This is a genomic window from Streptomyces sp. NPDC046712, from assembly GCF_040645695.1.
Lineage (GTDB): Bacteria > Actinomycetota > Actinomycetes > Streptomycetales > Streptomycetaceae > Streptomyces.
This window is the reverse complement of the sequence record NZ_JBEYYW010000030.1, coordinates 44,041-64,839: the sequence shown is the minus strand read 5'-3', so window position 1 is coordinate 64,839 and position 20,799 is coordinate 44,041. Positions and strand designations below refer to the sequence as shown.

Sequence of the window (20,799 nt, the reverse complement as noted above, 5' to 3'; positions counted from 1 at the left end):
CTCACGACGAAGACATGGTCGAAACCTCCGGGTAAGGGAGGTTCTGGTTGAGTCGTCAGATCAGTCGACGCCCAGCAGACGTCGCCGGTCATCGGGACGGGACTCGAATTCCGCACAGGGTGCCTGGTGGACGATGCGGCCCTTCTGCATGACTGCCACGTTCTGGGCGACGGAGAAGGCGAGCCCCAGGTTCTGCTCGACGAGGAGGACCGACATGCCCTGCACACTCACCTCGCGGATCACCTCGCCCACTTGGGCGACTATCGCGGGAGCGAGGCCGTCGGACGGCTCGTCGAGCAGTAGCAGGCGAGGATTGCCCAGCAGGGCCCGGGCGATCGCGAGCATCTGCTGTTCCCCTCCGGAGAGCTGGTCACCGCGATGCCCGAGCCGCTCCCCCAAGCGCGGCAGCAGGTCGAGGACGCGGGCCCTCGTCCACGGGCCCTGCGTCGGACGCCGCGCGGCGATGGCGAGGTGCTCCGCCACGGTCAGCGGCGCGAAGACACGACGCCCCTGCGGAACGACACCCACCCCCGCCCGGGCTATCACGTCGACGCGGGCCCCGGCGATCTCCCGGCCGTCCAGGGTGACGCTGCCTCCGTACGGGCGGACGAGTCCCATGACGGTCGAGATGAGGGTGGTCTTCCCGACTCCGTTGCGCCCGAGGACGGCGACGATCCCGCCTGCGTCGAGGTCGAGATCCACACCGCCCAGGACGATGCCCCCGGCGTAGCCGGAGCGCAGTTCTCGTACGCTGAAGAACGGCTTCACGAGGCCACCTCCATGGTGCCGAGGTAGGCGCTCTGGACCTCGGCGGAGGCCCGCACCTCCTCCGGGGAGCCTGTCTTCAGGTGTCTGCCGAGGTGCATGACGGTCACCGTGTCGGCGAGTTCGAAGACCATGTCGAGATCGTGTTCGATCAGGAGTACGGTCACCTCGCCGGGCAGGGCGCCGAGCAGTTCGGTGAGTCGCGCCGTCTCCGCCGGCGACATTCCGGCGGCCGGCTCGTCCAGCAGCAGCAGCCGGGGTTCGGTGGCCAGGGCGACGGCGACTTCCAGCTGTCGTCGTTCGCCGTGCGAGAGCTCTGCCGCCTGGGCGTCATGCCGGGTGGGCAGGCCCACTCGTTCGAGCAGTGTGCGCGCCTGCGCGAGCGCCGCGGCCCGGGTACTCACCTTTCGCCAGCCGCCGAGTCCCGTACCGGGCCGGCGCAACACGGCGAGCAGGACGTTCTCCAGCACGGTCTCGCGCATGAAGAGACTGGAGTGCTGGAAGGTCGCGGCGAAACCGAGCGCGACCCGGCGGTCCACCGGCAGCCGGGTCACGTCCTGCCCGTCGACAAGGATGCATCCGGCGCTGGCCGCCGACGTTCCGGAGATCAGGCCGAACAGGGTTGACTTTCCTGCCCCGTTCGGGCCGATGATCGCGTGCCTCGCGCCCGCGCGCACCGTGAGGCAGACATCGTCAACGGCTTTGAAGGACCCGAAGTGCTTTGACACCTGTCGCAGTTCCAGGAGATCGAGATCTGTCACGCCGTCCTCTTCCGGGTCAGCTTGGGCGGGAGCCGTACGCCGGCCAGCCCGCGGGGCAGTGTGTAGACGGCGACGACGAAGAACAGGCCGAGCAGCAGCGGCCCCCGTCCGGCGATGGCTTCGAGGTTTCCGAGGTAGTCGCGCGTGAGCCAGATGAGCGCGGCGCCGACGCAGGCCCCCCACATCGAGCCGGATCCGCCGATGACGACGGCCAGCAGCGCCAGGGCGGCGATCTCGAATCCCGCGTCGCCGGGCGAGACGAACCGCTGCACCGAGACCCACAGGGCTCCGGCGACACCGGCCAGTGCCCCGGCGCCGCAGTAGACGGTCAGGGCGTAGCGCCGGGTGGGATATCCGATCGCCCTCATCCGGGACTCGTTGTCGCGGATTCCGCGCAGGGCAAGGGCGAACGGCGTCGAGCCCAGGCGGGAAACGGCCGCGAAGAGCAGCAGGAATACGGCCAGGACATAGAAATAGACCAGCCCGTCGAGCTCCAGCGCGGGCATGCCGGGCAACGGTACGACGGGCGGGATGCCGGATACACCGTCGGTGCCGTTCGTCAGCGACTTCCAGTTGACGGCGGCGCTGTGGGCGATCTCGCCGATGGCCAGCGTCAGCATCAGGAACACCACGCCTCGGGCCCTCACAGCCAGCCACCCTGTCGGTACGGCCACGAGTGCGGAGACGCCGGCGGCGATGAGGAGTTGAAGAACCCCGATGTCGGTGAGCCGGGTCGCCGCGATCGCCGCCGTGTAGGCGCCGACGCCGAAGTAGGCCGACTGGCCGAGGGTCGGCAGTCCGGTCAGGCCGGTGAGCAGGTTCACGCTCAGGGCGAGAAGGGCGAACACCAGGATTCGCGACAGTGTGCCGATGGCATACGAGCCCAGGACGAACGGGGCCGCCGCGAGCGCGGCGGCAACGGCGGTCACCGCGAGCCGCCGTGCGGTGGATCGGGCAGGTGCGGAAGGACTCATGCGCGCACCGCCGACGAGACCAGGCCGTGCGGGCGGATGACGAGCACGGCCAGCATGGTGCCGAAGAGCAGGAAGGGGGCGTACTCCGGGAGCAGCGCCACTCCGAGTGTCTGCACCTGGCCGATGAGAAGCGCGCCGACGAGCGCACCGCGCACGGATCCGAGGCCGCCGACCACCACGACGACGAGTGAGAGGACGAGGACGGATTCGTCGACGCCCGGCCCAGGTCCCAGAATCGGCGCCCCGAGGACGCCACCGACCGCGGCCAGGGCCGCGCCGAACGCGAAGACCCCGTAGAGCACCTTGCGGACGTCGACGCCCAGCGCGCGGACCATGTCCCGGTCCGCGACGGTGGCCCGTACCAGTGCTCCGAGTGAGCTGCGTTCGAACACGAGGTGCACCACGATGGCGAGGCCGGCCGCGACGCCGATGAACACCAGCCGGTAGACCGGGTAGGCGTGGCCGAGGAGACTCACTGTCCCGCGCAGTGACGTCGGCGGGTCGGTGGGCAGCACCTCGCTGCCGAAGGCCGCGGCAAGGAGGTCGGCGACGATGAAGGTGATGCCGAGCGTGAGTACGGCCTGGTCCAGGTGTCCGCGCCGGGCCAGCGGCTGGGTGAGGAATGTGAGTGTCGCTCCGCCCAGGGCGCCCACCAGAACACCGGCCGTCAGCGCGAGGAGCAGACCCCCCAGGCTCCCGTCGGACAGTGCGTAGGCGACGTAGGCACCGGCCAGGTAGAGCGTGCCGTGAGCCAGGTTGAGTACGTCCATCATGCCGAAGACCAGGGAGAGGCCGACCGCGATCGTGAACAGCAGCAGACCGAAGGCGACCCCGTCGATGACGCTGACGAAGTTGCCGTCCAACCATCCGGTCATGTCAGCCGCCCAGCCGGCCGAGCTCGGAGCTGACGGTGTTGGCGCCCTGCTTGACCTCACGCAGGTACCAGGGCTGGATGGGCGTGCCGCCGCTGTTGAACCGCCAGATGCCGCGGGGGCTGTCGATGTCCCCTACGTTGGCGATGGCGGCGTTGACCGTTTCCGAGGTCACCGTGGAACCGGCCGTCTTGATCGCCTTGTCGAGCACCTGCGCCGCGTCCCATGACGCCATCGCGTAGGTGGTCGGGGCCGACCCGTGGGCGGACATGTACGCCGGAGCGAACTGCTTGTTGGCGACGTTGTCCAGGTCCGCGCTGTAGTTGAGTGCGGTGAGGATGCCGTTGGCCGCCTCTCCCTGCCCCTTGAGCACACCGCCCTCGGTGAGGAAGCCGGGCGCGTAGAGCGGGATCTTGCCGGCCAGTCCGAAGTCCCGGTACTGCTTGACGAAGTCGACGGCCGCGCCGCCTGCGTAGAAGCAGAAGACGGCCTTCGCACCGGATGTCTCGATCTGCGCGAGGTACGGCTGGAAGTTCTTGGTCCCGGGGAACGGTGTGTAGACCTCCTCCCCCGCGATCTTGCCGCCCGCCGGGAGGAAGGTGGACTTGAAGCCCTCCACCTCGTCCTTGCCCGCCTGGTAGCCCGCGGCGATCAGGAACACCGGGCCGCCGGCCTTCTCCGCCACGTGCTTGCCCAGTGCCTTGCCGGGTTCGTCGTTGACGTACGAGGTGCGCCAGATGTACTTGGTCCCGGTCAGCGTCGTGGGCGAGGCGTTCGAGCCGACGAGCGGGACCTTGCTGGTCTCGAACAGGTCCTTGACCCCGTTGATGGTGGCCGAGCTCACGACACCGCTCACCGCCAGCACCCGGTCCTGCTTGACCAGTTTCTCCGCCGCAGCCTTGCCCGAGTCGGCCGTTTCTCCTTCGTCCGCGACCACGATCTCCACCTCGCGCCCGCCGAGTCTGCCGCCGTGCTGTTCGACGTAGAGCTCGAAGCCCTGCTTCATGTCGTCGCCCAGCGCCTTGTAGATCCCCGACTGCGGGACGAGGAGCCCGATCTTCACGGGCCCGTCTTGTTTGTCGCCGCCGGTCCCGAGGCTGGAACCCCCACATGCCGTAACCAGCGAGAGGGTCACCGTCACGGCGATCAGACCAACGGGACGAAACCGACTTGTCATGGAAACTCCGTACGTTGTCAACCAGCCTGGGAGGGCTGGATGTTGCTGATGGGGCTGCCTTGAGGGGTCCCTGGCGAGGGAGGTCCAGCTCTCAGGAGCGACCTGGCCGCCGGTTGAGGAGCGCCGAAGGTGACACGTGTCTATCGCGCTTTCAAGACGGCCGTCAAGGGATCGCGAGATAGTGGCCCACACCCCTTGACCTCGTCCACACGCATGGCGCAACACTAGCCATCGTCAATTTCACGCAATGCCGATTGCGCGACCGGGCTCTTGATCAGTCAGGGAGTGAAGCACCATGACCGACGATCCATCGCGGCGCAAAGTCCTCAAGAACAGCGGGGTGTTGGCCGGCGCCGCACTGCTCTCGGGCCTGTCGGGCGGGCGCGCGGCGCAGGCCGCCCCGCGTACGCACGCATCCTCGCCCGTCGTGGAGCTGCCCACGGGCGGACTGCGCGGAAGCACGGAAGGCGGCCTCACCGTATTCAAGGGCGTGCCCTACGCGGCGCCGCCGATCGGCGCTCTTCGATGGCGCCCGGCTCAGCCTCACCCCGGATGGCAGGGAACCCGCGATGCGACCACCTTCGGTCCGAGCGCCCCGCAGCCCTACCGGGAAGGAGGCGACCAGGTGCTCGGAACGCACGGCTCGCCCCCCTTCGACGAGGACTGCCTCACGCTCAACGTCTGGACCCCCGGGGCCGACGACGCCAAGCGACCGGTGATGGTGTGGATCCACGGCGGCGGCTTCATCTCCGGATCCGGCTCCCTGCCCATCTACTCCGGCGAGACCTTCGCGCGCAGCGGCGACCTTGTCGTCGTGACCGTCAACTACCGGCTCGGACCGCTGGGTTACCTCTACTTCGGCGAGGAGGGAGCCGGGGGGAACTTCTGGCTCACCGACCAACTCGCCGCCCTGCGCTGGGTACGGGACAACATCGCCGCGTTCGGCGGCGACCCGGACAGCATCACCCTCGCCGGCCAGTCCGGTGGCGCACTGTCGGTCGCGGCGCTGGCCGGGGCTCGGCTCAAGGGCCGCCCGCTGTTCCGGCGCGCCATCCTGCAGAGCCCTCCGCTCGGGCTGAAGATCCCCACGCGCGCCGAGTCGCTTCAGCGGACCGCCGCCTTCCTCGACATCCTGGGCGCGAAGAACGTGGCGGAACTACGGGCCGTGCCCTGGCCCCGCCTGATCGCCGCCACCTTCGAGATGTTCGAGCGCACCGGCCGGTGGGGATACTGGTCGACCCCGTTCCTGCCGGTTCTCGACGAGGTCACGCTGGACCGCGACCCCGCCGACCTGCTGCTCAGCGGCGCCGGGGCGGACATCGACGTTCTGATCGGCTGGACCAGGGAAGAGGCCAACTTCGCCTTCGCGCTCAGCGAGCCGTACGCCGCGGCGACCAAGGAGCAGGTGCTCGCAAGAGCACGCGACACCTTCGGGAACCGGGCGGCCCAGGCGTACACCGCGTACGAGGAGGCCCGTCCGGGCGCCCGCCCGGTGGACGTGCTCATGGATCTCATCACCGACGACCTGTTCCGCATGCCCGCTCTGGCGCTGGCCGAACGCCGCGCCGCTCGCGGGCGTCCGGTCTGGGCGTACCAGTTCGATCTTCCGACGCCCGCGCACAACGGTCAGCTCGCGGCCGCACACTGCCTGGAACTGCCGTTCGTGTTCAACAACTTCGACAAGTGGTCGCAGGCCCCGTTCCTGACAGGGCTCAACCCTCGTGTCCGTGACGGTCTCGCCGCGACCATGCACGCGTCCTGGATCTCGTTCATCCGCACCGGCGACCCCAACGACGACCCCATGCCGCGCTGGGACCGCTACGACCGGGATTCCCGCACGACGATGGCCCTCGACTCGGTCACCACCGCCGTCGGCGACCTCGCGGGCTACTGGCGGCGCCTGCACCATCCGACAGCGCCTTAGGTCGTGTCCGCAGAGGGACGGGGCGCCGCTACACCGGGGCCTCGACGACCTGTTCCGACCAGATCGTCTTGCCGCCGGGTGTGAAGCGGCTCCCCCAGCGGTCCGCGAGCTGCGACACGAGGAACAGTCCACGGCCTCCTTCGTCGGTCTCGCGGGCCCGTCGTACGCGGGGCTGGGTGGTGCCGGTGTCGGACACCTCGCACACGAGTCCTTCAGGGCCGCGGATGAGTCGGAGACCGACCGGGCCACCGACGTAGCGGATCGCGTTCGTCACCAGCTCGCTGACGATGAGCTCGGTGACGAACGCCGCTTCGTCCAGGCCCCATGCGGCGAGCTGCGACGTGACGAGCTCTCGGGCGCGGGCGACGTTCGCCAGATCCGGCTCGAGCTCCCAGGCGGAGACGTCCCGCGCGGGCAGCATGCGGGTACGGGCGAGGAGGAGTGCCACGTCATCGGCCGGGTCCCGGGGCGTGAGTCGGGCGAGGAGCTCCCGGCTCGCCTCGTCCAGCGGCGTGTCGCCCACCCGCCCGAGGGCCTCCGTCAGCCGGTTCATGCCCTCCTCGACGCCGCTGGTCCTGCTCGTGACGAGGCCGTCCGTGAACAGGGCGAGGAGGGAGCCGGAAGGGGTCTCGAAGTGCGTCGTGGCGAACGACATCCCGCCGACCCCGAGCGGCGGGCCGGGCACCAGATCGGGAAAGGCAGGCGCGTCGCCCGACGGCGGCAGGACGGCAGGGGGCGGATGTCCGGCACTGGATACGGAGCAGGTGCCGGAGGCCGGGTCGTACACGGCGTACAGGCAGGTCGCGCCGAGGACCGCGGGGTCCGGTCCGTGGCTGTCGGTGGCATCGGAGAAGCCGAGGACCAGGTCGTCGAGGTGGGTGAGCAGCTCGTCGGGGTCGAGATCGAGGTCGGCGAGGACGCGAACGGCGGTTCGCAGACGCGCCATCGCGGCGGTGGCCTGCAGACCGTGGCCGACGACGTCCCCCACGACCATGCCGACGCGGAGGGACGGCAGGGGTATCACGTCGAACCAGTCGCCACCGGCTCCTGGGCCGCCGGCCCTCGGCCGGTACACCCCTGCGGTCTCGGCTCCTGGAAGATGCTTGGCCGCGCCGGGCAGCAAGCTGCGCTGCAAGGTCACCGCGGAACGGTGCTCGCGCGCGTAGCGGCGGGCGTTGTCGACGCCGAGGGCGGCGTGCGAGGCGATGTCCTCCAGCGCCGAGCCGTCCGCGTCGGTGAAGGGTTCGGAGGGCGGGCCCCGCCACAGGGTGAGACAGCCGAGTACGAGTCCTCTGGCGTACAGCGGAACGGCTACGGACGAGTGTGCGCCGTCAGGGATGAGCAGGCTCAGGGTTCCAGGGTTCGCTCCGAGCCCGGAACTGAGCACCCCGATGTCGGAGACGACGACCGCTCGCCCCTCCATCAACGGGCGCATCACAGCGCTCTCGGGAAGGGGCGGCACGGCTTCGCCGACCTGCAGGAGATGCTCTGCGGACACGCCAGGGCTCTGTGCCGCTGCGACGCGTCGCAGTCGCACCTGGCTGCTGACGTCGAGCAGAGCGGGTTCGTCGCCGACCAGGACGGCCTCGACCAGATCGACGGTCGCGAGGTCGGCGAAGCCGGGTACGAGGAGATTCGCCAGCGTCCGGGCGACCTCCGTCACGTCGAGGGACTCGCCGAGGGCCAGGGCGGCGACATGAGCCAGCTCGGTACGGCGGCGTGCGGCGGCGGCCGCCTCCCTGTCACCGTCCTCCAGGAGGACCAGCCACGGCCCCGCATCGGCGACAGAGCCGCCCGTCGACTCCAGCGGGACGACGACGTACCTCAAAGTGGCGGGAGGACCCGGCGACTCTCCCTCCGCCGGCACGGACCGTGCCACGGCGTGGCCGGCTTTCCGCAGGGCTGCCACGAGGGCCGGACAGGGCGATCCAGGCGGACACATGAGCAGGGTCGTGGCCTTCGGTGTGCTGAACAGCACCACACCCGCTCGGTCGACCACAACCGCCGCCGCATCGGCCCCCACAGCTGCGCGCGCCTGCGGCCGGTCACCAGTGCTGGATATGTGCATGTCGCGCCTCGCCTGCCGAGCGATACGCCTCCATTGTCGCCCGGTCGCCCGTACGACGGCGAGGCGACGGCGAAGGTGTGCAGCCCGTTCTTGCAGCCCGATGCCAGCGACACCACGGCGACGCGGCGACATCACGGAGACGGCGGGGAAGGTGCAGGCGGCTCTTCGCCGGAGCCGGCCACCCCGTTCAGTGCGGTGGCGGTGCCGGGTCCAGGGCGTTGCCGACGGTGCAGCCGCCCTCTCCGGGCATCCGCTGGATCCGGGACGGCACCCACACCTCGGTGGTGCCGGGGCCCACGCGGGCAAGAAGGCAGTCCTGCGCGTCGAAGCCGTTGCCCTTCACCGACAGGAGGACGCCGACCCGGCCGCCGTCCGCCTTCACCTCGGAACGGATCGCCGGATCCAGGTCCAGGGCGGCGAGCGTACGGCGCACTTCGGCTTCGTCCACCCGGCCGCCCTTCGGCACCCGGGGAAGCTTCGCGCGGAGCTGCTCGTACGGCAGCCGGGGCGGTTCGGGTGGCGGGGCGAACTTCAGCGGAGGGCCATCCGGGCAGTCCACGTCACGGGGATCCTCACCCCATTCCGACTTGGGCGACACCCGCACCGCGAAACAGCGCCGCATGACGACCACGTCGGGGTCGAACCATGCGTCGTACGCAGAGCCGGACGTGCGGACGACCACGTCGACGCCGTCCCCGTCGTGTGTAGAGGTACCAGTCACCCTCAGTACCTCCACCCCGTCGATGCCGGAAGCGGAGCGCCCGACCTCCTCCGCCGTGCGCGGACGCTGGCCGTAGAGCCGCTCGCCGGCCTTCCTCGCCACCTCACGTGCGGCGTATGTCGCCTCGTCCTCGGAGGACTGCACCACCCCGCAGCCGACGGTGAACAGCAACAGCGGGGCGAGCAGCAGCAGTCGGCGCATGTGTCCACCCTTCCGGCACCCGCGCGCGGCGGACAACCGCTCACGTACTCAGACCGGCGTAGGTGATCGTACTCAGCCGGTCGGGGCGATCGATGTGGCGCCCCCCGTGAGGTTTCGGCGGCGGGCGTGCACCTCGATCGGACCCCGGCACCTGCGCGGCAATTACCACGACAAGTACCCGCTCAGGGTGCCCAACCCCAAGGCGGACGCCGAGCCCACGGGTGGCCCACGCGGAGATCTGGTCGGCGCTGCAGGCTCTCACCGGCCGCCGTGTGGACCTGGGCGGCCCGCTCGGCGGGACCGCAGCGACACCCGAGCCGATCAACCGGACCGTCTTCACCGCGCCGGTCCGTTACGCGGGCATGCATGCCCCTGCCGCGATGGAGGCCGGGGCGTGGAAGTCAAGAGGAACCCCACCAGCGTCCAGCCGTCCAGGCCAGCACGTATCCCGTGCTGTTCACCGCGCAGTGCAGTGCGATGGGCGGAATCAGGCTCCCCGATCGGCGACGGAGTTCGCAGAGCAGGACCCCGGCAATGGCCGTGCCGGCGACAGCCGTCACCACCGACAGGGCCACGCCGGCCGGGCCGGTGCCGAAGACGGCCTCGGCCGCCGCGTTGGCGCGAGTCAACCCGCGTGCCGGCAGGACGTGCCAGAGGCCGAAGAGGAAGGAGGAGATGGTCGTCGCCCAGAGGTGGCCCCACCGTCGTTCCACCATGGCCCACAGCACACCACGGAAGGCGATCTCCTCGAGCACCACCGTGCCGAGCGGCACGCGGACCAGGGCGTGGTACATCAGCTCGCCGGAGGTCAGACCTGCGGCACGCCGATCCTCGAAGACATCCCGGGTGAACGGCACGGCGAGCCCAGCCAGGTACACCGTGACGACGGCCGCGACCAGGATCAGCCCCCAGCGCAGTCCGCGGCGGACAGAGTCCCTCCCCAGCCCCAGATCGCGCGCTGTCAGTCCGGCGAGCCGCGCGATCAGCAGGAGCAGGGCCGCCGTGGCGACGCAGACCGGCACGTAGAGGCCGGGGGCCAACCGGTTGTTGACCACGTTTACGGCCGCGAGCACCAAGACGACCAGGAGCAGCATCCACATGGTTCCCCCAGGATCGCCGACAGGTCCCGGCGAAGGCCCCGCAACGCGCCCCGCTCCCCTGTTGCGAAAAGGATCCGCTCTCCCAATGTGATCGTTTGGTTCGGATTGAGCAGCAACCCTGTTCGAGTGATCGAGTCGTCGATCGATACGCGGAAGCCTTCTCGCAGAGGCAGCATGATGTGGGCATGAGCACGCCACCGCAGTACCAACCGAACCAGCCGAACCGGCAGTACGCGCCCAACCAGCAGTCCCCGTTCCCGCAGCAGCCGTCGGCCTACTCCCAGCCCCCGTACGGTCAGGCGTACGCCCCGCCACAGCCCGCGGCACCGTTCGCCCCGCAGGCCCCGTACGGACAGCAGCCATCGCCCTACGGACATGTACCGCGGCGTGTGCCGGGGCCCGCCGGGGAGGGGCGGCGGTGGCTCGCTGTGACGTTGGACCTCGTCGTCGCGGTGGGCGGCCCGTACCTGCTGGCGCGCGGCGAGGAGGGCCGCCCACTGATCGCCCTGGCCGTGCTGCTGGGCGCCTCCTTCGTCAACCAGGTACTCCTGACGGTCCTGTTCCGGGCGAGCGTCGGCAAGTTGATCGCCGGGGTACGGGTGATCCGTGCCGCCGACGGTGGGCGTCCAGGATTCTGGCGCGCCGTGTACCGCTGGCTGTGCGGGCTGTGCTGGCTGCCCCTCCAGCCGTACTACTGGCTGCGGGCGTTCTTCCGCGGTCTGGGTGGCGGCGGATCCGCGCGCGGAACCGTCGCGGACAACGACGACGGCGAGCTCTACCACGCCGACCTCGCCGGACTGCGGTACGCCCGCCGCACGGACCTCGCGGCCTGACCGGTCGCCCTCCGCCCCGCACGGAGCGGAGCTGGACACGGACGCCGGTGAGACTCGGCCTTGGGCATTCATCAAGGGAGTTCAGCCCAGCACGTCCTAGCGTGCGTACAGAGCCGACCGCCCGACTCGGAGTCAAAGGGCAGGCGATCGGCCCGGGGCTCCAGGCGCCGTAATCGTTTCGATTCGCTGGACCGGATCGGCGCCCACGGATGGTGCGAACGTCGGTCGCGGTCGGCGTCGGGCCCGACGTCCGGGTCCGCTATCGGCTGGGATACCTTGAACGCGTTCAAGGAATCGGATCCTGGGGGCGGCCATGCGGGCCACCGCGCGCGACAGTGTTCATCCCTGGCAGTTCGGCCTGGCCGTGTGCGCCGCCGTAACCCCGCTGCCGCCGATCGTCGCCTCCGGGGACGGCTTTTTCGTACTTCCGCTCGTGGTCGCGACCACCGTGGTACTCGCCATACCGCTGTTCCTCCACGCCCGGCCCTCGGCCTTCAAGCGGGCCACCGGGACCATCTCGGCGGTGCTGCTGCCGTGGTCGCTGATCGGCGCCTGGTTCGGGATGTTCCTCTTCTTCCCGTCGATCCCCCTCCTGCTCCTCGCGGCCTTCGCGGACCCACGTCGGCGCCCGACGGCCGCCAAGGTCCTGGCAGGTGCCGGTCTCCTGCTGGCTGCGGCAGTGGCACTGCTCTGGTGGGGCCGCGGGTACTAGCTCCGGGCGAAGACCTCGTCGGCGTCTACGAGACCAGCCGTCGGATTCTGGGCGCGAGTCGCCGAGTTGCAGGGTCAAGTCAAGGGGTGATCATGGCCGAACGCGGCTGGAACGACAGCAGCGACTACGACGACGCAGTCCAGCGGGCCGAGCAGGCAACACGGCTTGCCTGGACGGCAATCGCTGGTACCACGGGGGCGCTCGCCTGCGTGCTCGTCGTCATGGCCCTTGTCTGCGTAGTCGCAGTCATGGCCTGCGTATACGTCGTGGTAGCCATGGACTACTAAGAGGTTGTCTCACGTCGCAAGTTTCGCGAGCTTCTTGTAGCAGGTCAGGGCGGCGGCCATGGCCAGGCCTCGGCTCTGCCAGTCGTTGCGGACCACGTACGGGATCTTGAGACCACGAGCAGCCCATGGCAGGCTCATCCCTCATGATCGATGAATTCGCGAAAGACAACCTGCACGGGAGACTGCGGCGGGACCGCAAGGCGCTGCTCTGGAAACTCGACGGCTTGTCCGAGTACGACGCCCGCCGGCCTTTGACAGCGACCGGGACCAACCTCCTCGGCCTGGTCAAACACGTGGCCACCGTCGAGGCCAGGTACTTCGGCGAGGTCTTCGACCGCCCTTCCCCGGAACCGCTGCCCCGGTGGCAGGACTCCAACGGCGGCGATCTGTGGGCGACCGAGGACGAGACCCGCGATCAGATCATCGGGTTCTACCGGCGCACGTGGGAACACTCGGACGCGACGATCAACGAGCTTCCCCTCGACGCCCCCGGCCACGTGCCGTGGTGGCCGGAGCCTCATGCCGAGACGAACCTGTTCGCCATCATGGTCCATGTCCTCGGCGAGTCCATCCGGCATGCCGGGCACGCCGATATCCTGCGCGAGGGCCTCGACGGCCGGACCGGGTTGCGCGCCGAACACGAGAAGCAGATCGACGAGGAAGCCCGTGCAGCCTACTGCGCGAAGATCGAGCAGGCCGCCAGGTCGTCCGCACCAAGCAAGGCGTAGTGGTTGTCTCTTTCGCTGCTCCTCCGCGAGGTGGTGGAACCGCTCCGTGTGACGAGCGGGCCGCGTTCACGGCAGTGGTGTACGCGCTGACCAGCAGCTGTGCCTGGCGGCATCTGCCGCAGACGTTCGGCACGTCGCCCGCCATCGTGCATCGCCGCTTCACGGTATGGACGGAGGCCGGCCTGTGGCGTCGGCTGCACCGGGCGGTGCTGGACGAACTCGGGGCCCGCGGCGAGGTGGACTGACATCGACCCGCCTGCCGGCCACTGGCGGCGATCATGCGGGCGGCCAGTTCGGGCTTGGTGGCGAACTCGGTGTACGGGGCAGGCTCGGCCGCCCGGCACCACGAGCGCGCAATTGCGCGGCAGGTCCGCGAGCAGCCCAAGTATCAACCGCCTTACCCGGCGATGGGGTTCGACCCGCATGAACCGGCCCGCGATGCGGTCCATCAGGCCCTCAAAGGCCGGCTGCCGCCGTGCTGCGGCCACCATGTGATCGTCTGCCTTCACACGCTGGTGATCAGCGGTGGCCGTACGCGAGTCCGCACTCTCCCGTGCCGGCAAGGTCACGATGCACTGCTGGAGTACCAGCAGGGGGCCGTTCTGCCGACAACATGCGGATTCACACCGGGAAATGAGCAACAGAGGCCCCCTGCTATGGTGCGCCGATGTCATCGATCAAGCAGTTCCAAGTCACCTTCGACTGCGCAGAACCTGAGCGCGTCGCTCGTTTCTGGTGCGAGGTGTTGGGGTACGTCGTACCGCCGCCACCGGAGGGGTTCACCACTTGGGGCGATTTCGATCGCTCGCTGCCGCCTGAGCGTCAGGGTTCCGAGTTCGTCTGCATGGATCCCTCAGGCGTGGGTCCGCGCATGTACTTCCAGCGCGTCCCCGAAGGCAAGGTCGGGAAGAATCGGCTGCATCTTGACGTGCGGGTCGGCACCGGGCTCGTGGGGGAAGAGCGCCTCGCCACACTCGAGGCCGAATGCGCACGACTGGTGGCGCTCGGCGCTGTGCGCGTGCGACTGCTGCGTGCCGACGGCTTCGATGAGTCCTGCATCGTGATGCAGGACATTGAGGGCAACGAGTTCTGTCTCGACTGAGCATCCTCCGAGACGACGAGGTTCCGTGAGGGCGAGGTTGCGAAGTCGGGCGATGCCGAGCATCAGGGTGTGAATGCCATCGCCCTTCAGACGGCGCTCGCGAAGGATCTTCCAGGTCTTCAGCCGCGCGAGGACGTGCTCGACGCGGGCCAGGGCCTTGCGGTGGGAGGTGTTGTGTTCCTCCTTCCAAGCAGGCCGGTGCTCGGCGGCCGTCGCCCGCGATGACCGTGGTCCGGGCGACGGCGGCCTCCGTATCGGACAGATTCCACGCCTTGCAGTCGTTGCAATTGCCGGTGATCGGCCGGCCGCTGGCGACGACGAGCAGAGGGTGGTTGTCGATGACGACCCGGTGGTTGGTCGAGCACCGGCTCACAGGCTGCAGACGGTGATGTCCCCGCCGCGAACCACCGAGAGCGGCTCCGTCCCGAGCTGGGCGCCGGGCTGCGGGCGCCCGGATTCAGGCCGCCTGGTCGGGCCCGAGCGCGGCGGCGGCCGCGAAGAGGCGGGCGCAGCGCTGGGTCATGGCCTCCGGGGACTGGTCGGGGTGCTTGACCCACCAGCGTACGAGAGTGGCGACCAGGTCCCGCCAGACGTACTTGAGCGCGTCGGCGTCCAAAGGGTCGGTGGACCCCGTCGCGCGCAGCAGGTCAGCTGTGCCGTCGGCCGCTAGCCGGTCGATCGCCGACCAGTACTCCGCCGCCCGGCGGGCGGCCTCGCCGTCGGGCGGCAGTGAGGTGTCGTACAGCACGAACCACGCCTCCCGCTGCCCCTCCAAGGCGGTGAAGATGCTCTGGAGCACCCGCAGGGACGTGCGCGCGGTGGTCCCGTCCTGCCCCATCGCGGTGCGGATGGTGTCCAGGAGCCGGTCCCCTACGGGGGTCAGGCAGGCGAGATACAGGTCCTGTTTGGTGCCGAAGTACTGGTGCAGCAGCGTCTTCGTGACGCCGACGCGCTCGGCGATCGCGGCGAGGGAGGCGGCCGCGTAGCCGCGGGTGCCGAACTCCTCCGTGGCAGCGTCCAGGATCTGCTGTTCGCGGTGATGCCGCGGGACTCCTTTGGTACCGGCCTTCGAGCGGGGGGTTGCCATACGCCGATATTATCAGTAGGTAATTTACCTCGAAGTAAATTCCCGCTCGACACCCCTGGAGCGCACATGTCCGGCACGACGCCGCAGCCGACCTCCCGCACGCGCACACGCTCCTGGTGGGGGTGGGGGTGGCAGGACGCGCATCCCGACGACGCGGAATGCACCGCGATGGGGGCCCTGATCCCCGGTACCCTCGCGCGACCGCTCCCCGTCCCCCGCATCTGTGACCTGCACATCGGGGCGCCCGCCGTCGAACCCCCGGCAAGCCTCGCGCATGTGGTCGACGCCGACCCGGAGCAGCGCGCCGCCCACGCCATGGGCAAGGCCTATCGCGACGTCGTACGCGCCCTGCGCGGGCGCCCAGGCCGTATCCCGGACCTCATCGGACGCCCGACGGACGATCACGAGGTGGCCGACCTGCTGCACTGGGCCGGTGAGCGGCAGATCGCGGTCGTCCCGTACGGCGGCGGGTCCTCGGTCTCGGGTGGCGTGGAGTACCGCGGTGACGCACACCGCGCCGTGATGTCCCTCGACCTGACCGCCATGGGCCGTGTCCTCGAGGTCGACACGCTCGGCCTGGCCGCACGCATCCAGGCCGGAACCCTCGGCCCGAGCCTGGAGGACCAACTCCGGCCCCACGGCCTGACGTTGCGGCACTTCCCGCAGAGCTTCGAGTTCTCCACCCTGGGCGGCTGGCTCGCCACCCGGGCCGGCGGCCACTACGCCACCGGCCGCACGCACATCGACGACTTCGTCCAGTCCTTGCACGTGGTCACCCCAGCAGGCTCCGGCGCCTCGTGGCGGTTGCCGGCGTCGGGCGCGGGCCCCTCCCCCGACCGGCTGTTCCTCGGCTCCGAAGGAGCGCTCGGCGTCATCACCGAGGCATGGGTGCGTGTCCAGCGACGCCCCGTCCACAAGGAGTCCGCCTCCCTCGCCTTCACCGACTTCCACGCGGCACTGCAAGCGGTGCGCGCCATCGCGCAGTCGGACCTCTCCCCTGCCAACTGCCGGCTCCTCGACACAGGCGAGGCCGCACTGTCCGGCGCCGCGCACGACGGCTCCGCCGTACTCGTCCTGGGATTCGAATCGGCGGACGAACCGGTCGCCGCTCGGCTCGCACAGGCCGTTGACCTGGCTCGCTCCCACGGCGGCCGGGCCAAGGCCGCCACGCCCGCCGCAGATGGCGCACGTGCCGACGCGGCCGTCAGCGCCTGGCGTTCGGCCTTCCTCCGGATGCCCTACCTCCGCGACGGTCTGGCCAGGATGGGCGCCGTGGCGGAAACCTTCGAGACGGCGGCCACGTGGGACCGGATCCCGGCCCTGATCGACATGGTCCGCAAGGAAGTCGGTGAGGCGGCGCTCAAGGCGACCGGACACCCGGCGACCGTCAACTGCCGACTCACCCACGTCTATCCCGACGGCGCGGCACCGTACTTCACCGTCCTCGCCGCCGGCCGCTCCGGCGACGAGGACGCTCTCTGGGACGAGCTCAAGGCTGTGGCGAGTGACGTCCTGCACCGCCACCGAGCCACGATCACCCACCACCACGCCGTGGGCCGGGACCACCGCCCGGGCTACGACCGCCAGCGCCCCGAGCCCTTCGCCCTCGCGCTGCGCGCCGCGAAGGGCGCGCTCGACCCGCGGGGCATCCTCAACCCCGGTGTGCTCATCGACTGAGCAGTGGAACTCGCGGCTGCAACCGTTCCGCTCCTGTCGCCGCCGTTCGCGGACCCTCGGCGGTACGCCTGTCAACGAAGCCTGTTCCGGGTGAAACGTGAGGGGTCCGTCGACGTCGCCGGCTCGTCGCCCAGGCGCATGGCATCGGCGCGGTCGCCGCCAGTGGCGCTGTCAGGCCAGCAGCGCGGCGGCTTGCTCTCGGGCCTGGCGCAGCCAGGATGCGCGTGTCTCGTCGGTCGAGTCGGTGACCGTGCGGAAGACGGTCCGGCGAACGTCGGTAACCCCCACGTACGGCAGCACGCAGGCCGACCAGATCCTGTCCAGCGGGTCCCCGAACTCGCTCTGTTCGCGGTCGTCGGGCGTGTCCGAGGTGTTCAGGACGAGGGCCCGACCGGCTTTCAGCAGCCCGGCGGGCTCGCCTTCCGCGGTGTTGAGTTTGTAGGCGACGCCGGGCGCGAGTACGCGCTGTATCCAGCCCGTGAGAACCGCGGGCGGCATACCCCACCAGTTCGGGTGCACGAACACCATGATGTCGAGTGTGGCCACTTCCGCGCGATGCAGGGCCACTTGCGAGTCGGTGGCGCTGGAGGCCGGTTGGACCGTCCGCGTCTCGTCGGCCGCCAGCACGGGTGCGAACCCTTCGGCGCAGAGGTCGTGCGCGAGTACGTGGCATCCTCGGTCGCCCAGTTCGTCCACGACAGCATCGAACACGGCGTGGTTGAAGCTTCCCGGCCGTGGATGTGCGAGATAGACCCCTGCGCGCATTACTCATCCCCGTAGATATCAGCAGGCGTTGGCCAATGATCCACGAGCAGCTTATGCATCCGGGAGGACCGACCGCTACGTGAGCGATCACCGTCACGGCCCCGAGCCTGTACGTCAGGAGAGCGGGCCACCGTGGTCCGCCGGCGTGAACGCGCGCGAGAGCCTGGCACGCCGAGGTTCGGTGGCCGCGCCCGGCCAGGCCCTCCCCGCTGGTGACGGGGTGCGCCCGGGTCCCGTGTCGGCCGTACCGAAGCACCGCGCGTAACGGCTGGTGACCCGACGGCCCGTCAGAATGAGGGCGCTCGTGGGCGTCTGCTCCGTGACGTCGCGATGGGCCGTCCCCACCGGGGGCGGGCCCATCGCCGTCACCGGGAACCGGGTCGACGCGGCGCGGCCTTCGCGTCGGCTGCCGCGCCCGCATCGGTTCCCGTCGTGGTCAGGCCAGTACGTTGAGCGCGGCCGGTTGGACCCGCACCGTGACCGGCAGAGTCGCGTCGACCTCGCCGTCGGCGCCGTACGGGAGCGGGCGGTCCGCCTCGATGCGGATCTCCTTTCCGCGCAGGATCTCCACCTGGGGGCGGTTCACGTGCGCCCCGGTCTTCAACTCGTTCATCGTGGCGAAGAAGTGACGCTTGGGAGCGTCCCCGATCACGACGACGTCCAGCAGCCCGTCGTCCACGCGCGCGCCAGGTGCGACGTTCCTGCCGAAGCCGTAGAAGCCGGAGTTCGCCGCGACCACGGTGTAGCCGGCACGCTCGTGCAGCACCCCGTCGACCGTGATCCGGTACGCGGCCGTTCTCCACGCGAGGACGGCCCGCAGGCCGCCCGCGTAGTACGACGCCGCGCCCCGCAGGAGACGCGAGGCGTTGGCATGACGGTTGGCCACCGCGTCGACGCCCGCGTACACACTTCCCAGGACGGAGATCCGCGCATGCGCCGCGGACTCCACCTCGATCGTGTCGACCGGGCGCGGCACGCCGTCGAGCAGCACCCGCGCGAGCCCCGGTGCATCAGTGGGCAGCTCCAGCGCGCGGGCGAAGTCGTTTCCGCGGCCCGCCGGCACGAGGCCGAACACCGTGTCCGTGCCGCTGAGCGCGCCACCGACGCAGCCGGCCATCCCGTCCCCGCCGACCGCGAGCACGACGTGCCCCTGGGCTCCCGCCCGGCGGGCGAGTTCTTGCGCGTGCTCCAGGCTGCGGCTGTACACGGTGTCGAGCCGGGCGCCCGATTCCCGCAGCAGCCGGGCCAGTGGGAGCAGGGCCGCAGTTCCGCTGGATCCCCCTGCGGTGGGGTTGACGACGGCGGTGAACTGTCGCATGGATCGAGCCTCCGGGCGGCGGGAAGGGATCAGCGGACGGGGATGAGGACGCCGGGGCTGAGCACACCGGAGGGGTCGATCTCGGCCTTGACGGCCTGCAGCATGCGGACCCCCAGGGGGCCGATCTCCCGGGCGTACCAGTCGCGGTGGTCGGTGCCGACGCCGTGGTGGTGGCTGATGGTGCCGCCCGCCGCCAGGATCGCGTCGTTGGCGGCGCGCTTCACCGGGTCCCAGTGGGCGACCGCGTCCTGGCCCTGCGCCGAGACGACGGTGAAGTACAGCGAGGCGCCGTTCTCGTAGGTGTGCGAGATGTGGCACATGACCAGCGGCGGGGTACCGGCCTCGGTGAGGGTGCTCGTCAGTGCGTCGCGCACGGCCGTGTACAGCCGCGGCAGAGTGGACCAGAACCCGGCGGTCTCCAGCGTCTCGGCGAAGGCGCCGGCGTCGAGCAGGGCGTCGCGCAGGTAGGGCGCGTTGTAGCGGCCGTGCTCCCACCGGTCGCCCGGTTCCTCTCCGACGTACTCGCCGCCGCAGGCGAGCAGGACTTCGCGGGCGGCCGCGCGCCGCGCCGCGGTCTCCTCCTCGGTGCCCTCGTAGCCGGTGATCGCCATGCAGCCGGAGCTCGGCGGGGTGTCGGCAGCGCCGATGGCGTCCGGCTGCGCGAGTCCGATGAAGGTCTCGGTCTCGTCCGAGAGCCGCAGCACGGTGGGGCGCGGGCCGTCCTGTGCGAGCCGGCGCAGGGCCGTGGTCCCGGCCTCGAAGGAGGCGAAGCGCCAGCCCTCGTAGACGCGCTTCTGCGGCAGGGGACGGATGCGTACGGTCACCGCGGTGATGACTCCGAGGGCGCCCTCGGAGCCGAGGATCAGCTGACGGAGGTCGGGGCCGGCGGCCGAGCGGGGTGCACGTCCAGTCTCCAGCGTGCCTTCGGGTGTGGCGACGGTGAGGGCGAGCACCATCTCGTCGAAGCGGCCGTATCCGGCGGAAGCCTGGCCGCTGGAACGGGCCGCGGCGAAGCCGCCGACGGATGCCCATTCGAAGGACTGCGGGAAGTGGCCGAGCGTCCAGCCCTTCTCGTTCAGAAGCGCCTCGACCTGCGGCCCGCGCAGGCCGGGCTGCAGCGTGGCGGTGCGGGACACTTCGTCGACGGCCAGCAGGCGGTCGAGGCGGCGCAGGTCGAGGGCGACGATCGGCCGCTTCGTCTCGGGCTCGAGGCCACCGACGACGGACGTACCGCCGCCGAACGGGACGGCGGCCAGGCCGTGGGCGGCGCAGACGCGGAGCACGGCCACCACCTCGTCGTGGCTGCCCGGGAGCACGACGGCGGCCGGGATGTCGTCGACCTCGCCGGCCCGGATCCGCAGGAGGTCGGGGGTGGACTTGCCACGGGTATGCCGGATACGGCTCTCGGCGTCGTCGCGCAGTGCGTCCGCTGCCGCGAGCGCCGCACTCAGCGCGGCGCGGGCGTCGTCGGTCAGTGCCGGGGCGGGGGGCTCGATGTCGCCGAGGGTCGACGGGCCGCTTGCGCGGGGGGTGACGCCGAGCAGGTCACGCAGCAGGCCGGTCACCGCGTCGGGCAGGGGGGCCGCCTTGGCCGGGTCGCCCCAGCCGCTCCACAACATGTCCACTTCGAGAAGTTCCTCTCGGTCTGATTGACGGACAGTGCTGCCGCTCGGCCCGTACTGGCATTACACTGTGACAGATGACGCCCATTCGTCACAACCACTCGG

At 70.3% G+C, this 20,799-nt stretch carries 21 protein-coding genes and 2 pseudogenes; 8 read left to right on the top strand and 15 right to left on the bottom strand.

Annotated elements, in window-relative coordinates; all coding sequences use genetic code 11:
* Positions 1-60: 60 nt before the first annotated feature.
* The 5 genes from ABZ939_RS30710 to ABZ939_RS30690 are packed head-to-tail and all read right to left on the bottom strand — an operon-like array spanning position 61 to position 4,435.
* Complete coding sequence (locus tag ABZ939_RS30710; protein ID WP_361862303.1) at positions 61-768, bottom strand: ABC transporter ATP-binding protein; 708 nt, start codon at positions 766-768, stop codon at positions 61-63.
* Complete coding sequence (locus ABZ939_RS30705; protein WP_361862300.1) at positions 765-1,526, bottom strand: ABC transporter ATP-binding protein; 762 nt, start codon at positions 1,524-1,526, stop codon at positions 765-767. Before ABZ939_RS30705 ends, ABZ939_RS30710 begins: the two co-directional genes overlap by 4 nt.
* Positions 1,523-2,500: a branched-chain amino acid ABC transporter permease gene (locus ABZ939_RS30700; protein ID WP_361862297.1), complete on the bottom strand. Its 978-nt coding sequence runs from the start codon at positions 2,498-2,500 to the stop codon at positions 1,523-1,525. The genes ABZ939_RS30705 and ABZ939_RS30700 overlap by 4 nt, the downstream gene beginning before the upstream one ends.
* Positions 2,497-3,375 (bottom strand): branched-chain amino acid ABC transporter permease, encoded by an 879-nt coding sequence (locus ABZ939_RS30695; RefSeq protein ID WP_361862294.1) that lies wholly within the window; start codon positions 3,373-3,375, stop codon positions 2,497-2,499. Before ABZ939_RS30695 ends, ABZ939_RS30700 begins: the two co-directional genes overlap by 4 nt.
* Before the next feature lies 1 nt (position 3,376).
* Complete coding sequence (locus ABZ939_RS30690; RefSeq protein ID WP_361862291.1) at positions 3,377-4,435, bottom strand: ABC transporter substrate-binding protein; 1,059 nt, start codon at positions 4,433-4,435, stop codon at positions 3,377-3,379.
* Positions 4,436-4,844: 409 nt separating this feature from the next.
* On the opposite strand from ABZ939_RS30690, the gene ABZ939_RS30685 reads away from it, so the two are divergent.
* Positions 4,845-6,473, top strand: coding sequence for a carboxylesterase family protein (locus tag ABZ939_RS30685; RefSeq protein ID WP_361862289.1), 1,629 nt, complete (start codon positions 4,845-4,847; stop codon positions 6,471-6,473).
* Positions 6,474-6,501: 28 nt separating this feature from the next.
* On the opposite strand, the gene ABZ939_RS30680 is transcribed toward ABZ939_RS30685, so the two are convergent.
* The 3 genes from ABZ939_RS30680 to ABZ939_RS30670 all read right to left on the bottom strand — a co-directional run bounded on the left by ABZ939_RS30680 (position 6,502) and on the right by ABZ939_RS30670 (position 10,563).
* Positions 6,502-8,301 (bottom strand): SpoIIE family protein phosphatase, encoded by a 1,800-nt coding sequence (locus tag ABZ939_RS30680; RefSeq protein ID WP_361862286.1) that lies wholly within the window; start codon positions 8,299-8,301, stop codon positions 6,502-6,504.
* 427 nt (positions 8,302-8,728) lie between these two features.
* On the bottom strand, positions 8,729-9,463 hold the full coding sequence (locus ABZ939_RS30675) for a translation initiation factor IF-2 (RefSeq protein WP_361862283.1): 735 nt from the start codon (positions 9,461-9,463) through the stop codon (positions 8,729-8,731).
* Between the two features lie 401 nt (positions 9,464-9,864).
* A complete protein-coding gene (locus ABZ939_RS30670) occupies positions 9,865-10,563 on the bottom strand; it encodes a CPBP family intramembrane glutamic endopeptidase (protein ID WP_361862280.1) in 699 nt (232 codons plus the stop codon).
* A gap of 185 nt (positions 10,564-10,748) precedes the next feature.
* Here ABZ939_RS30670 and ABZ939_RS30665 point away from each other — a divergent pair, with 185 nt between their 5' ends.
* From ABZ939_RS30665 to ABZ939_RS30655, 3 genes are all read left to right on the top strand, one after another.
* Positions 10,749-11,396 carry an RDD family protein gene (locus ABZ939_RS30665; RefSeq protein WP_361862277.1) on the top strand — a complete coding sequence of 216 codons (648 nt, stop codon included), beginning with the start codon at positions 10,749-10,751 and terminating at the stop codon, positions 11,394-11,396.
* 313 nt (positions 11,397-11,709) lie between these two features.
* Positions 11,710-12,108, top strand: a complete 399-nt coding sequence (locus ABZ939_RS30660) for a hypothetical protein (protein WP_361862274.1) — start codon at positions 11,710-11,712, stop codon at positions 12,106-12,108.
* Positions 12,109-12,200: 92 nt separating this feature from the next.
* Positions 12,201-12,395 (top strand): hypothetical protein, encoded by a 195-nt coding sequence (locus ABZ939_RS30655; protein WP_361862271.1) that lies wholly within the window; start codon positions 12,201-12,203, stop codon positions 12,393-12,395.
* A 9-nt stretch (positions 12,396-12,404) separates the two neighbouring features.
* On the opposite strand, the gene ABZ939_RS30650 is transcribed toward ABZ939_RS30655, so the two are convergent.
* Entirely contained in the window at positions 12,405-12,533 is a 129-nt protein-coding gene (locus ABZ939_RS30650; RefSeq protein ID WP_257548903.1) for a hypothetical protein, read from the bottom strand.
* A 5-nt stretch (positions 12,534-12,538) separates the two neighbouring features.
* Between ABZ939_RS30650 and ABZ939_RS30645 the strand changes: the two genes are divergently transcribed.
* Both ABZ939_RS30645 and ABZ939_RS30640 read left to right on the top strand, forming a co-directional pair.
* Positions 12,539-13,123, top strand: coding sequence for a DinB family protein (locus tag ABZ939_RS30645; protein WP_361862268.1), 585 nt, complete (start codon positions 12,539-12,541; stop codon positions 13,121-13,123).
* Positions 13,123-13,368 (top strand): transposase, encoded by a 246-nt coding sequence (locus ABZ939_RS30640; RefSeq protein WP_361862266.1) that lies wholly within the window; start codon positions 13,123-13,125, stop codon positions 13,366-13,368. The genes ABZ939_RS30645 and ABZ939_RS30640 overlap by 1 nt, the downstream gene beginning before the upstream one ends.
* 108 nt (positions 13,369-13,476) lie before the next feature.
* Here ABZ939_RS30640 and ABZ939_RS30635 read toward each other — a convergent pair.
* Positions 13,477-13,614: pseudogene (locus ABZ939_RS30635) on the bottom strand (IS701 family transposase); the annotation flags it as partial.
* A gap of 176 nt (positions 13,615-13,790) precedes the next feature.
* Here ABZ939_RS30635 and ABZ939_RS30630 point away from each other — a divergent pair.
* Entirely contained in the window at positions 13,791-14,225 is a 435-nt protein-coding gene (locus ABZ939_RS30630; RefSeq protein ID WP_361862263.1) for a VOC family protein, read from the top strand.
* A gap of 27 nt (positions 14,226-14,252) precedes the next feature.
* On the opposite strand, the pseudogene ABZ939_RS30625 reads toward ABZ939_RS30630, so the two are convergent.
* Both ABZ939_RS30625 and ABZ939_RS30620 read right to left on the bottom strand, forming a co-directional pair.
* Positions 14,253-14,592, bottom strand: a pseudogene (locus tag ABZ939_RS30625) (IS5/IS1182 family transposase); the annotation flags it as partial.
* Positions 14,593-14,682: 90 nt separating this feature from the next.
* Positions 14,683-15,312 carry a TetR/AcrR family transcriptional regulator gene (locus tag ABZ939_RS30620; protein WP_361862260.1) on the bottom strand — a complete coding sequence of 210 codons (630 nt, stop codon included), beginning with the start codon at positions 15,310-15,312 and terminating at the stop codon, positions 14,683-14,685.
* Positions 15,313-15,378: 66 nt separating this feature from the next.
* On the opposite strand from ABZ939_RS30620, the gene ABZ939_RS30615 reads away from it, so the two are divergent.
* On the top strand, positions 15,379-16,989 hold the full coding sequence (locus ABZ939_RS30615; RefSeq protein ID WP_361862257.1) for an FAD-binding oxidoreductase: 1,611 nt from the start codon (positions 15,379-15,381) through the stop codon (positions 16,987-16,989).
* Positions 16,990-17,160: 171 nt separating this feature from the next.
* On the opposite strand, the gene ABZ939_RS30610 is transcribed toward ABZ939_RS30615, so the two are convergent.
* The 3 genes from ABZ939_RS30610 to ABZ939_RS30600 all read right to left on the bottom strand — a co-directional run bounded on the left by ABZ939_RS30610 (position 17,161) and on the right by ABZ939_RS30600 (position 20,697).
* Positions 17,161-17,754 carry an NAD(P)H-dependent oxidoreductase gene (locus ABZ939_RS30610; protein ID WP_361862254.1) on the bottom strand — a complete coding sequence of 198 codons (594 nt, stop codon included), beginning with the start codon at positions 17,752-17,754 and terminating at the stop codon, positions 17,161-17,163.
* Positions 17,755-18,190: 436 nt separating this feature from the next.
* A complete protein-coding gene (locus tag ABZ939_RS30605) occupies positions 18,191-19,072 on the bottom strand; it encodes a diacylglycerol kinase family protein (protein ID WP_361862251.1) in 882 nt (293 codons plus the stop codon).
* A 29-nt stretch (positions 19,073-19,101) separates the two neighbouring features.
* Positions 19,102-20,697 (bottom strand): FAD-binding oxidoreductase, encoded by a 1,596-nt coding sequence (locus ABZ939_RS30600; RefSeq protein WP_361862248.1) that lies wholly within the window; start codon positions 20,695-20,697, stop codon positions 19,102-19,104.
* Positions 20,698-20,799: the final 102 nt, after the last annotated feature.